This is a genomic window from Streptomyces sp. NBC_00154 (assembly GCF_026342835.1).
Classification (GTDB): Bacteria; Actinomycetota; Actinomycetes; order Streptomycetales; family Streptomycetaceae; genus Streptomyces.
On record NZ_JAPEMI010000005.1, the window covers coordinates 40,115 to 51,837 of the forward strand.

Annotated in this window: 12 protein-coding genes; 7 read left to right on the plus strand and 5 right to left on the minus strand. The window is 68.3% G+C overall.

What is annotated here, in order from left to right; all coding sequences use genetic code 11:
* Positions 1-150: 150 nt before the first annotated feature.
* The 5 genes from dnaB to OHA03_RS47230 all read right to left on the minus strand — a co-directional run bounded on the left by dnaB (position 151) and on the right by OHA03_RS47230 (position 6,222).
* On the minus strand, positions 151-1,548 hold the full coding sequence (gene dnaB, locus OHA03_RS47215; protein WP_267010112.1) for a replicative DNA helicase: 1,398 nt from the start codon (positions 1,546-1,548) through the stop codon (positions 151-153).
* A 101-nt stretch (positions 1,549-1,649) separates the two neighbouring features.
* Positions 1,650-3,293, minus strand: coding sequence for a hypothetical protein (locus OHA03_RS47220; protein ID WP_267010113.1), 1,644 nt, complete (start codon positions 3,291-3,293; stop codon positions 1,650-1,652).
* 658 nt (positions 3,294-3,951) lie between these two features.
* Positions 3,952-4,617: a GIY-YIG nuclease family protein gene (locus OHA03_RS48225; protein WP_354006180.1), complete on the minus strand. Its 666-nt coding sequence runs from the start codon at positions 4,615-4,617 to the stop codon at positions 3,952-3,954.
* Between the two features lie 34 nt (positions 4,618-4,651).
* Entirely contained in the window at positions 4,652-5,899 is a 1,248-nt protein-coding gene (locus OHA03_RS47225; protein WP_267010114.1) for a helix-turn-helix transcriptional regulator, read from the minus strand.
* Positions 5,899-6,222: a putative quinol monooxygenase gene (locus OHA03_RS47230; RefSeq protein ID WP_267010115.1), complete on the minus strand. Its 324-nt coding sequence runs from the start codon at positions 6,220-6,222 to the stop codon at positions 5,899-5,901. Before OHA03_RS47230 ends, OHA03_RS47225 begins: the two co-directional genes overlap by 1 nt.
* A 457-nt stretch (positions 6,223-6,679) precedes the next feature.
* On the opposite strand from OHA03_RS47230, the gene OHA03_RS47235 reads away from it, so the two are divergent.
* The 7 genes from OHA03_RS47235 (at position 6,680) to OHA03_RS47265 (ending at position 11,518) form a co-directional block, all read left to right on the plus strand.
* Positions 6,680-7,483: a hypothetical protein gene (locus OHA03_RS47235; RefSeq protein WP_267010116.1), complete on the plus strand. Its 804-nt coding sequence runs from the start codon at positions 6,680-6,682 to the stop codon at positions 7,481-7,483.
* 90 nt (positions 7,484-7,573) lie between these two features.
* Positions 7,574-7,918 carry a hypothetical protein gene (locus OHA03_RS47240; protein ID WP_267010117.1) on the plus strand — a complete coding sequence of 115 codons (345 nt, stop codon included), beginning with the start codon at positions 7,574-7,576 and terminating at the stop codon, positions 7,916-7,918.
* Between the two features lie 156 nt (positions 7,919-8,074).
* Positions 8,075-8,437, plus strand: coding sequence for a hypothetical protein (locus OHA03_RS47245; RefSeq protein ID WP_267010176.1), 363 nt, complete (start codon positions 8,075-8,077; stop codon positions 8,435-8,437).
* Positions 8,434-8,568: a hypothetical protein gene (locus OHA03_RS47250; protein ID WP_267010118.1), complete on the plus strand. Its 135-nt coding sequence runs from the start codon at positions 8,434-8,436 to the stop codon at positions 8,566-8,568. Before OHA03_RS47245 ends, OHA03_RS47250 begins: the two co-directional genes overlap by 4 nt.
* Positions 8,569-8,620: 52 nt before the next feature.
* Positions 8,621-8,806 (plus strand): hypothetical protein, encoded by a 186-nt coding sequence (locus OHA03_RS47255; protein WP_267010119.1) that lies wholly within the window; start codon positions 8,621-8,623, stop codon positions 8,804-8,806.
* A 53-nt stretch (positions 8,807-8,859) separates the two neighbouring features.
* Entirely contained in the window at positions 8,860-9,234 is a 375-nt protein-coding gene (locus tag OHA03_RS47260; RefSeq protein ID WP_267010120.1) for a hypothetical protein, read from the plus strand.
* A gap of 145 nt (positions 9,235-9,379) precedes the next feature.
* Positions 9,380-11,518: a DUF2637 domain-containing protein gene (locus OHA03_RS47265; RefSeq protein ID WP_267010121.1), complete on the plus strand. Its 2,139-nt coding sequence runs from the start codon at positions 9,380-9,382 to the stop codon at positions 11,516-11,518.
* The last annotated feature ends 205 nt before the right edge of the window (positions 11,519-11,723 follow it).

Consider the following 11,723-nt stretch of genomic DNA (forward strand, 5'->3'; position numbering starts at 1 on the left):
GACTCCCGCAAGTTTTGTGCCGGCTGGTCGTGGCCGTAGGCAGGCGAGGGCGCCTGCAGCTCCGGCGGGCGCAATGCGCGCACCAGAATGATGCATTGCCAATGTAGGCATGTCAATACAAGGCATAGAGGCTGTATACATATGATGGAATCAGGTCTGCGCCATGTCGACGAACCGGCTGTAGTGGCCCTGGAAGGCAACCGTGATCGTGGCGGTGGGGCCGTTGCGGTGCTTGGCGACGATCAGATCTGCTTCGCCGGCGCGGAGGGATTCCTTGTCGTACGCGTCTTCGCGGTGCAGCAGGATCACGATGTCGGCGTCCTGCTCGATGGAACCGGACTCGCGCAGGTCGGAAACGAGTGGTTTCTTGTCGGTGCGGCTTTCGGGGCCGCGGTTGAGCTGGGACAACGCGACGACGGGTACTTCCAGCTCCTGGGCCATTGTCTTGATGTTGCGGGAGATGTCGCTGACCTCCTGCTGGCGGTTCTCGGGCCGGCGACCGCCGCTCTCAAGGAGCTGGATGTAGTCGATGACGACCAGGTCCAGGCCGCCGTTCTGCTTCAGGCGGCGGCACTGGGCCTTGATCTGGGTCAGCGTGTTGACATGGCTGTCGCTGATGATGACGGGGGCTGAGCGGACACGGTCGGAGACCCGGGCGATGCGCGCCCAGTCGTCGGGGGTCATGGTGCCCCCGCGCAGGTGGTGCAACCCGACGCGGGCCTCGGCGGAAACCATCCGCATACCGATCTCGCTGGTGCTCATCTCCAGGCTGAACACGGCGGAGCGGAGGCGGTGCTTGATGGAGGCTGCGCGGACGAAGTCGACGGCAAGGGTCGACTTGCCCATCGCGGGGCGTGCTGCGACGACGACCATCTGCCCGGGCAGCAGCCCGTTGGTGAGGGCGTCGAGATCCGTGAAGCCGGTCGGGATGCCTTTCTTCTTCCCATCGCGTTCGATCGTCTCGACCTCGTCGACGACGGCTTCGAAGACGGTGTCCATGGTGGAGTAGCCAGTGCCGGTGTCGGTGGTCTGGGTGACCTGGGCAAGGGCGGCGGAGGCGGCGTCCAGGATCGTGTCGGCCGCGCCCTCGCCAGCGGCGGCCATCTGTGTGATGTGGGTGCCGGTCTGCGCGAGGCGGCGCAACTTGGCACGGTCCAGGACGATTTCGGCGTCGTGGACGGCCAAGGACGGGGTGGGGCAGGCGTTCACGAGCTGTGAGAGGTAGACGGCGCCACCGACGCGCTGCAGGTCGCCTTGCTTGGTGAGCTGGTGTCCGAGGCTGATCGGTGTGATGTCCGTGCCGGCCGCGTACAGGCTGACAATCGCGGTCCAAATGGTCTCGTGAGCGGGCACGTAGAACGCAGAGCCGCCCAGGGGCTCCAAAGCCTGCGCAATGTCGCCGATGGCGTCCTTGGACAGGATCGCCCCGCCGAGTACGGACTGCTCCGCGGCCTGGTTGTGCAGAGCGGCACGCTCAAGCGGGGAAACAGGGCCGGTCCCCTCGTCTTCGAGCGCGGCCGGGCGGCGGCTGCTCGGTACGGTGGTCATGTGCACTCCTGACGGTGTTATGGCTGGTAGGGGTGTCTCGCGGGTCGCCCCCTGTCCGGGGCGACCCGCTCGCATGTGATCCGTGGTGCGTTGGGGCAGGCTCAGGCGTTCAGGGCCGCGTTGTGGGCCTCGTGCCGGCGGGCGTGCTCCTGCTCCTGCGCGAGACGCTGCCGCTGCTGGGCGGTGAGTTCCGGCTGGTTACGGCGTTCGGCATCGTCGGCGGCCGCACCGGCGGCGAGCGCCTGAATGTAGTCGGCGACGTGGGCCGGTACCCCGACTTCAGGAACCGTCGGTGCAGGCTGCCCAGCATCCGTTGCGGCGGCACGCTCCCGGTCACGCTCGGCAGCACGGCAAGGGCCGCAGTCGCCGTCGCGGAACCAGGGGTGCCGCTCGCACATCCCTTCCGCCGGACGTCGCTCCGCAGCCCGGCGAGCTTCACCAGTTGCCTTGTTGCGCTCCGGCAGACGACCGATCCGGTGCGTTTCCAAGATCAGCTCATAGTTGTTCACGCCGGTCGGGTTGGACATGAGCTGGCTCAGGAGCCGACTGTCGAACTCCCAACCTCGCTCCAGCGTCTTCGCCGCAAGGAGTGGAGCTAGCCGCGCTGCACTCTCGGGGCTGAGAGCCCACGGGCCGGTCAGTCCCTCGAGGAACACCCGCGCTTCCTCAGCGCGCTCGGCAGACATGCCCTCCGGAAGTGCAGCATCAGCCGGCTGGGCGTGATCACCACGGGGGAGCGCCGACGGCTGTCCAGGTACCTGCACGCCGGATGACCGCTCTCGCGACAGAGCCTTGCGGACAGCCTGGTAACGGGGCAGGTCCTGAACCCGGTCCCGCAGCACTGACACCGTGCTTCGACGCGCCTGGTAACGACGGGTCAGCTCGGTCACCAGATCCGCGCCAAGTGGCCAGCCCTGCTCCTGAACAGCCTCAGCCAGCAATGGCGCCAGCTCCGCAGCGGACTTCCGCCCGCACGCCCACCGCCCAGGAAGCTCGGCAAGGAACTCGGCCGCAGCCGCTACTGCTGTTGCCGAAGCGCCAAGTGTGTTGGAGGAGGGCTTAAGGGAGGAGGAATCCTCCTCCTCCCTATAGGGGGGAGTGGGGGGGCGCCCATCCCCGCTTCCCGGAACGCCGGACGCGGTCTGACCTGCGGGAATGCGTCGTGGACCGCTTCCCGGAACGTCGGAACCGGCAAGACCGCATCCGGCGTTCCGGGAAGCGGTGTGACCTGCGGTTTTGCTGCCCACCTTGTCCGCATCCGGTGTTCCGGGAAGCGGTTGCGACGTGTACGGAACGTGCAGGTCGTCTTGCGGCTGCCCTGCCTCCTTCGCCAGCGCGTAGTCCGGGTTGTACGCAGGCTGCCGGAACAGCTCGTAGCGCACCTTCCCGAACCGGCCAGGGGTGCCATCGATGGCCATGCGGCGGATGAACTTGGCCGCGATCAGGCGGTTGAACGACTCGTAGACCGCGTCCCTCCCGACCAGCTCGTTGGCGTTCTTCGCCGAGCGCACGCCCTCGGCCTGCAGGTCTCGCCAAATGTCCTTTGGGGTGAAGGCCTGGTTCTCCTCTAGGCGGAAGAGCGCGTGGAGGAGAACGACGTAGTCCAGGGCGCGAGTCAGGCCAGAGCCATAGACCATGTGCCGCATGATCGTGGTCGCGGGCGCAGGTTCGGCACCACGAACGACAACGCCGTTCTCATCGAGGGCACGCGCGTTGGTCGGGTGCGGAACGATCGACCGCGTCATGCCCACCTCCCCAAGGCCGGGCGAGGCATAGAAACTCGGGTAGGTCGCAGGGTTGGGCTGGCGCGGCGGCCGGCGACCTCTGCGCGATGTGGCCTCTGCGTCGGTCCGCAGTCGGACACGGCACACCTCCTAGTGGATGTCGTGCCGTGAACCTTGCTCACTGAGGCTTGCCTGAAGGCTTGCCCAGACCATGGAAAGAGCAGGTAAGAGGCTTGCCCATCCCTGGTGATGCAGGGCAAGCCTTGTCCGGGCAAGCCGGGGGCGCCGATTCGGCGATCGTTAGAATCACGAGTACGCGCGGCCGCGTCGGCGGCGAGGATGTGCAGTTTTCGCACTTACGGTCCCTTAAAGAAGGGAGCCGTGGATCAGCTGATCAAGGTGACGTGAAGCACCAGAGCGGGCCCGTGCTGGGCTTAACCCGGTGACGCCGTCTATTCTGATGGGTAGGTGACCAGACGGGCCTCGTGTCCAAGGCACCCGGCGCGGTCACCGCGCTGACCACGACTCCGGTTGCTGCCAGGCTGGGGAGTCGCTCGATGGCCGTTCCTGTGTCCGCAGGGCGGCCATTGGTCATTTACGGGGGAAGCTTGATGCTCACGGTGAAGATTCTCCTCGTCGAAAGCTTCGGGGGCGCCGGGGACTCACGTACGTGAGGTAGTCATCGGCGCCAGAATCGCCAGCCCTGCCCGGGCAGGTCGTACCCCTCGAGCAGGGAAGGTAGATCGCCCTCGTATCCCGTGCACATGCACCAGTCGTCATAGGGAAACGGCTGGTCGCACATGTGAGGCCGCACAGGAGAGTGGATTCCGATGGGACACGTGCAGTTCTTGCAGTGGAACGGCTCATTCCTACTGTCTAACCACTCAGGCACGACGCGCTCCAGCGCGTCGCGTGGCACAGCCCCCTCAGCCTCTGGCTGTGGGGCAATACGAAGGACGAGGAAGTAGCCAGATACCTCCCGTCCTTCCCGAGTCGCAGATACCTCACGTCCTCCCCGAGTTACTGTCCGGGGCGCTGGAACTATGTCCATGGCTGCAGAGCGGACTGCGTCAGCCGGATTACGGCCGAGCTCAAACCACTCTCCGTGACGGCGCTGTGGTGCGAATCGTCTATGAAGCGCCGCCTCGAGTGCCGCGCCGCCAGGCATAGTGCACAGGACGTCCAAGGGCACGGGCGACATCCGCCGAAGGCCTGCCAGCCGCCGGGCGATGTCGCCTGTACGGCCGATCTTCACCAACGGTGAGTCTGGACTACCGATCACGTAGACCACGTCAGTTCGATGAGTGGCGGCTTCAGCCTCTGTCTGAGTGCGGTCAGACGACATGTGCGTGCCTCCCTTCTCGGGCTTGCGCTGTTGATCAGGAATCTCGGGCGTCTGCTCGATCAGCGAGCTCGAGCAACGCCCGAGATGCAGAGTCGCCGCTGATCAGGACGAGCTCCCGGATCGCCGCCCTGGCTGCCGTGTGGGAGCGCAGCATTTCAGGAGCCAGCTCCTCTGCGCGAAGCAGGCACTCTTGGGCCTCACCCGCCTGTCGGCGCTGGACATAGGCACGGCCCAGATCCATCAAGAGCCGTGCTCGCCGCTCCGGCGACAAGCCGGAGGCGTCGAGCGCCTCGCCGATGTCGATTGCTTCGCCCGCGTCGCCGAGCTCAACGTTGGTGGCAACCGCCTGAATTTCTACGTTGGTCGGCCCGAACTCGAGGTCGAAGTCGTTGCGGTCGCTTCCCATTGCCTGGGCCACACTTCGAGCAGCCTCGATATCCGCTTTGGCCTTGGTACGGTGGCCGGCGCGTGAGTGGATGAGCGCCAGCACTAGGTGCAGCGACCCAAGGATCGAGGTCTCTTCAGGGCTCGGCGAGCGGTCGGCAACGTGATCGCGGAGGGTCTGGAGTGCGGCCTGTGCGGCATGTTCAGCCTGATCGAGGTGCTTGAGTCGAACGAATGCGTGGGCGAGGCGGAAGATCCCCGCGCAGACCTCAAGCGGTTGGCCAGAAGCTTCGGCCGCCCCGATCGCCCTGTCCGCAGCGATCCATGCAGCGTCTGCCTCATCTTGGCGGACGAATGACGCCGACAGCGCTTGGTAGGTGCGAGCAAGCAGGCGGAGGCCCGTGATGCGGTCGGCACCCTTACGCGTTCGGACTGCGCGCTCGAGGGCGGGTACCAAGGTCTGTAGTTCGGCTGTGAGCGCGGCGAACTCGGAGCGATGAGCTAGCTCCCATGCCTTGTCTACGCGTTCCGTCAGGTCGGTCACGGAGGTCGGCTGCTCGTCCCTCTGCATAGCACTGGGGAGCAACACATCCAAGGCAGGGTGGCCGGAGATCAGCAGTCGTGCCCCGTCCAGGTCGTTGACCGGGGTCTCTGTCGGCGCTTCCTCGGGTCCGGGCGTCGGTAGGGACGGCTCGAGCCTGTGCAGAGCCACACCGAGCTGCTTGGCAAGGTCGCGCAGTATGTCGAGCTTCCGCACGGGAATCAGTCCGCGCTCTACCTGGGACACCCAGCTCGCGGACTTGCCGAGGCGTGCCGCCAGGTCTTGCTGGTCAAGATTCGCCGCCCTGCGGAACTCCTTGACGCGCCGACCGAAGGCCCGCTGCTGATCGTCCGTCACTACCTCTCCTGTGTAGATGCAGGCCGCTTGCCGGCCACCTCGTCGAGGAACGTCACCTCGGTGCTGATCAGGTACTGCTCACGCTCCGCCAGGAACCGCTTCACGTGCGGCTGTTCCTCGTGGTGGAGGAACGCCTCGCGATCCTCGTACAGCTCGTAGAAGACGCGTACCGCCGGCTCGTCGACGGGCGTGTGGTTCACGTAGACCAGCGTTCCGGGCTCCGCGGCCTTGATTCCGTCCAGGGTTTCGGCGGCCAACTGGTCAAACGCAGCGGCTGCGGCCGCGTCTCGTGCGGTGAAGCGAACTACCAGGCCATACGGCATGCGGTTCCTCCTCCTTGTGGTGTCAGCGCGGTCACCATCTCACAACATCAGCCAGATTGCGAATACCCGCTACCAAACAGCTGAATCGCTGCTCAGTTGCGAATTTGCTGTTGACTCGCAACTGGGTTGCGAATAACGTCGCAGTCAGTTGCTCCGCGGTCCTCGGGCCAAGGAAGCGCCTGGTCGACATGTCCAAATGCCGTCTGAACTGCAAAAAGGGGCGATCTGATCGCCCGCAAGACCGCGAAGCAGCACCACTGCTGGAAGTTGTCTGCCTCTCACGAGGTGGCCGGGGTTGATAGCCAGACCAAATCCCCCGGGTTCTCGACTCACCTGCATGCACGTCGCAGCGCATGCGCTGTCCGTCCTTCAGGACGCCGGGCCTCCCGCGCGACCTGGCGGGCGGAGAGGGCACCGCGACGCAGCCCCGCCCCGCCGTACGGAAGGAGATTGCTCAATGTCCGTCACGTCTGCGATGCCCACGGCCAAGGAGCGCAAGACCCGGACCCGCACCAAGCGGGTCAGTAACCGCCCCGCGATCACCGTCTCGAAGATGCTCCCCAACCTGATCGACCTGCTCCCCGGCACGGAGAGCCTGGTCTGCCCGGACTGCGAGACCTGGTGCCCCATCACCGGGCACGACGGCCGTACGCCGAAGCTCGTTCCTCACCACACCAGCCGCGCCCGCACCCCGCAGGCGCGCCGATGCAGCGGGAGCAACCGCCGGGTGCAGATCGACCTGACGATCCCGCAGTGGCACCAGCAGCTGGCCGACGCCATCAAGGAAACGTCGTCCCGGCGCGCGACCAACGTCCTGCGCAAGCCCAAGGTGGCCGTGGCGCCGGCGGTCCCCCAGATCACACCTCGCCCGCTCAGCCCGAAGACGGCCCGCACGGCGTACCAGACGCACATCACGCAGTGCCCGACCTGTACGGCCCGCGCTCGCTGCACCGAACGGGCACGCCTGGCCGAGACCGTTGCTCGTCTGATCCGCCAGGAACCGCGCCGCCAGCAGATCCGCGCGATCCTCGCCCGGGAGCGGGCACGGTTCGACCAGGCATACGCCGCCCAGGCGGCGAAGGATCGGGCAGCAGAGTGGGCCAAGCAGGCCGAGACGAAGGTGTTGAGAAGCGCGTTGGCCAAGAAGGCCGGCACGTCGACCGAGGAGCTCAACAACACCTGCCGGATCCGCCCGGCCAACACGGTCTCGGAATTCCGAGGCCCCGCCCTCCCGACGGAACCCCTTCGGATCACCGCCTGACCCTCTTTCACCTGCATGTCTCAAGAACCACCAGCCCCTGGGAAACCTCCCAGGGGCTTCTTCCTGTCCCGCCTCGAAGGAGTTCTTCCCATGCGCGTCTCGCTGGCCACTCTCTACGCCCGCCACTCCGCACGCCTCGCCGCTCGCGTTGCCGAGCGCCTGAACGAGACCGGCGCTGACCCGATCGCCGACGTTGACGACGTCACCCAGGACGTATGGGTCCTCGCAGCCCAACTCCTCGCAATGCCTGCGCAGGAGAACGCGTGGGCGGTCCTCACCTCCCTGCTCGACCAGGTGCTCGCCGCCATGGAGTCCGGCCCCGACCGGGAGGTGCCTTCCGGCATGGAGCTGCCCGCTGCGCGCGGTCTGCCTCCGAAGCCGATGGCGGCGCTCCCGTCTCCGGCGGTCGAACTGGCCTCCGCAGCCGCTGCCTGACCTGCACTCCGCGACGAACGACCACGGCCGTCGCCATCCCGACGAACCAGGGATGGCGGCGGCCGCGGCTGCTCGTACGGCAGCCAAAACAGCGACAACCCCAGGGATTAGGGCCCCGGGGCTGTCCAGGACCTAGTAGGAGGCCCCGTGAACGTCATGATCGCACAACCCACCCGACAGCTCATCGGCATCAGTCCGGCGCGCATCTCCCCGCGTGCCGGGACGATCGACGACATCCGCCGCGAGGACGACTGCGGCGGGGACGACGGACGCGGATACGAGCGGGACGAGACCGACCGCTTCCACCAGCTCGTCGACCACCTGGTCGCCGACGGCGACGACCATGCCCGGGCTGCTGGCCGCCGGGCCCGCCGTACGCTCACCGAGATGGTGCCGGGCTACACCCGCCAGCCGGTCCTGCACCTGACCCGCCCGCTCAACTTCCGGGCGGCAGACGACGCGTGCGTGCTGTGCGGCTACTGGACGTGCCGCTGCGGCAGTGCCGGGGTGGCCCGATGACGTGCACCTCCTGTGGCGGCTCTGGCCAGCAGATGGTCACCGTCAACCACGTCGGTGCGGATGGCACCCCCTATCAGGGTGTCGAGATGCAGACCTGCACCGGCTGCAACGGCTCCGGACAGGCGAGCTGACTGAGCCCTGGACCTCCACATACGCGGTGCCCGCGTCGCCCAGCACAGGGCGATGCGGGCCATTGCCGCACGCGGCCTGGCCCACCCACTCACCCTCGCCCTGCTCGCGGCCGCCGCCACGGCGGCCGCCAAGGCCTGGGACGCCGGCCACCGCGTCAACGACACCCATCCCGCACTGCCTTCCATTCGGGAGGCACCGCCCCCCATGCCCAACCACCGGCTCGGCCGTCGCAGCTGACGACCTGCCGGACCCACCGGCTCATGCCGGACCACACGATGCGAGGAGAACACATGGCACAGCAGCCTCAGATGGAGGCCACGCGTTCCACGACCACCTACAAGCGGGGCGACATGGTTCTGTTCCGCGACGTCGAGAAGTTCTGGCTCGGGAAGCCTGGCCACACGTTCGTCGGCCGGGTGGAGCGGTCCTGGCGGCACGTCGACACCGGCAAGGTCCTCTACGACCTGGTCGAGCTGAGCGGCAACCGCTACGTCGCGGGGATCGATCCCGATTACATGCGCCTGCTTCCGGCGACGGACGCGATGCATGACATCGACACCGCGCCGCTGAGCGAGCCGGACCCTGGGGCGATGACCCCGGCCGCCGTCGCCTGGCTGCGCCAGCACCTCGGGCAGGACAGCAGCACGCTTCCTGCCCGGTACTGACCACCTGCCCCCAGCAGAGGGCCCTCCGAGTCCCCGGCATTTCAGCTGCCGGGGCCTCGGAGGGCCTGGTCACGACCCTACCGATCGACGCCGACCCGCGGTGACCTCTTACACGGAGGCGCCAGAACCTAAGAGAGGACACCCCGTGGCCCCCAACACCGCCACCCGCGGCAGGCGCCAGGCCGCCCCGGCTACGAAGCCCCGCAACGCCAGGCGCGCCAAGGCGTCGACCCCGCCGGCCGCCATCCCCGCCCAGACCACCGCCCCCGAGAACATCGCGCCGCTGGGGATGTACCCAGAGGCCGACCCGATACTGGCAGACGCCGCCGACCGCGCCGCCGACCTACGGGAGCAGGCCGCCGACGACGTCGCCCGTATCCTCGCCGACGGCGAGACTCGCGCCGCCGAACTCCTGGACGGCGCGCGCACCGAGGCAGCCTCGATCACCGAGGCGGCATCGACCGAGCAGACCCGCATCCTGGACGGCGCCCGGCAGGACGCCGACCAGATCCGCACGAAAGCCGCGACGACTGCGGCCGCCGACGCGGACCAGGTCCGGGCCGACGTCGAAGCGAAGGCGGAGCAGCTGCTCGCCGACGCGCGCCGTGAGGCAGACACCGTGACGACAACGGCGACCGGCGCGGCCGACCAGGTCCTCGCCGACGCCCGCCGCCAGGCGGAGGAAGTCACCACCACGGCGGCCGCGAAGGCCGATGAAGTCCGGACCGAGGCCGCGCAGGCCGCCGCGAAGACCGTGGCCGACGCCGAAGCCACACGCACCGAGCTGCTCGCCAGCGCGGAGCGCACCGCGGCTGAGACCCGCACCCGCGCGACCACCGACGCCGAGCAGCTCCTGGAGCGGGCACGGGATGAGGCCGGCCGGATGCGTGAGAGCGCGGACGGCCAGGCCGCGCAGGTGCGGGCCGGAGCTGAGAAGGTGGCCGCCGGCCTTCGACAGGACGCCGACCGCGCTCTGGACGACGCCCGCACTTCCGCTGAGGAGCTGCGGGCCGCCGTCGACAAGGACGTCACCCGGCTGCGCGAGCAGGCCGAAGCCGACGCGAAGACGGCCCGGGAGGCGGCGGCCAAGGCCACGGCCGACCAGGCCGCCGCCGCCCAGGCCCGAGCCGAGGGCGAACGCGTCCTGGAGGCGGCGACGCAGCGCACCGTGCAGCGGGCCAGGCGCCGGGAAATCCGGGCCGAGTCGCGCGCCGCCCGCCGCAAGACACGCAATGACGCCCGGCCCGCCGGTGGGGTTCCGCCGCTGTCCGGGCAGGAGTTGGTGGGCGTGGTCGCGATCGTGCTGGCCGCTGCGACCGTCTCCACCCTCGGTTTGCTCTCCTCCTACACCGCGCTGGAGACCAAGGCAGTTGGGTGGGGCTGGGAGTGGCCGTGGCTGCTGCCGGTCGGCATCGACGTCGCGATCCCGGCCTTCACCGGCGCCAGCCTGGTCCTGATCCGAATGGGCATGGAGCTCCGCTGGATCCGCTGGGTGCCGAGGGCGCTGACGGCGGTGACCGTCTACCTGAACTGGAACGCCTCGGACAGCACGTCGGGGCGTCTGGGGCACGCCGCCCTCACGCTGCTGTGGGTGATCTTCTCGGAGATCGCCTCCCACGTGTACGCCACGAGGATCGGCGCGGTCACCGGCAAGAAGCGGATGGAGACGGTACGCCGCTCCCGCTGGCTGCTCGCCCCGATCCCCACCGCTCGCCTCCGTCGCCGGATGATCCTGTGGGAGATCACCTCCTACGAGGAGGCGCTCACCCGCCTTCAGGAGCAGACCTACCTGCGAGCGCAGCTCAAGGAGACGTACGGCTGGCTGTGGCGCTGGAAGGCTCCGCTGGACCAGCGGATGGCGCTCAAGCTCGACACCGCGCCCGCCGCGCTCGCCGACACGCTCGCCCCCGAGGACGCTCACACCATCGAGCGCGTGGAGGAAACCGAGCACGCTCACCCCGACACGAGCGCGCTCAACTCGGGCGAGACGCGGGGTGAGCGCGAGCGCTCGGCGCTCACCCCCGGCGCTCGCGAGGGTGAGCGCACCACGGAGGACATCGACGCTCAGGGAGCGGAGAGCAACAGGAAGCGCAGTGAGACCGAGGCGCTTACCGAGCGCCGCCACGCTCGCATCCGACTCCTCTACACCGAGCTCGGGCGCCGTCCAGAGGCGACCGAGATCCGCGACGCGCTCAGCGAGGCGGGCCTGTCCGATAAGCCGGTCTCCCGCCCTACCGCTCAGCGGCTGCGCGCTCAGGTCGAAGAGGCCGCACCGAGCGCGTGAATGATCGCTCGGTGAGCGCCTGAGCGCTCACCCCGCTCGCAGAACCCTGCCGCTCATGGTCGCCACCGGTCCGCGCTCGCACACCGAGCGCGGACCGGTGACGGCCACGGCCGGCAGGCCGGTCGCCACGCCCGCCCCGAGCGCGGTGAGGCGAGCGCACCACCCAAGGCCTTGCCGAACGGTTGAGGCCCCGCCCTGTCTCATC

What these genes read in the sequence shown, in the direction of transcription:
- OHA03_RS47230 (WP_267010115.1), bottom strand. Translation starts at nt 6,222, where the DNA reads ATGCCGTATGGCCTGGTAGTTCGCTTCACCGCACGAGACGCGGCCGCA.
- OHA03_RS47240 (WP_267010117.1), top strand. Translation starts at nt 7,574, where the DNA reads ATGCGCGTCTCGCTGGCCACTCTCTACGCCCGCCACTCCGCACGCCTC.
- OHA03_RS47245 (WP_267010176.1), top strand. Translation starts at nt 8,075, where the DNA reads ATGATCGCACAACCCACCCGACAGCTCATCGGCATCAGTCCGGCGCGC.
- dnaB (WP_267010112.1), bottom strand. Translation starts at nt 1,548, where the DNA reads ATGACCACCGTACCGAGCAGCCGCCGCCCGGCCGCGCTCGAAGACGAG.
- OHA03_RS47220 (WP_267010113.1), bottom strand. Translation starts at nt 3,293, where the DNA reads ATGACGCGGTCGATCGTTCCGCACCCGACCAACGCGCGTGCCCTCGAT.
- OHA03_RS47260 (WP_267010120.1), top strand. Translation starts at nt 8,860, where the DNA reads ATGGCACAGCAGCCTCAGATGGAGGCCACGCGTTCCACGACCACCTAC.
- OHA03_RS48225 (WP_354006180.1), bottom strand. Translation starts at nt 4,617, where the DNA reads ATGTCGTCTGACCGCACTCAGACAGAGGCTGAAGCCGCCACTCATCGA.
- OHA03_RS47250 (WP_267010118.1), top strand. Translation starts at nt 8,434, where the DNA reads ATGACGTGCACCTCCTGTGGCGGCTCTGGCCAGCAGATGGTCACCGTC.
- OHA03_RS47255 (WP_267010119.1), top strand. Translation starts at nt 8,621, where the DNA reads ATGCGGGCCATTGCCGCACGCGGCCTGGCCCACCCACTCACCCTCGCC.
- OHA03_RS47235 (WP_267010116.1), top strand. Translation starts at nt 6,680, where the DNA reads ATGTCCGTCACGTCTGCGATGCCCACGGCCAAGGAGCGCAAGACCCGG.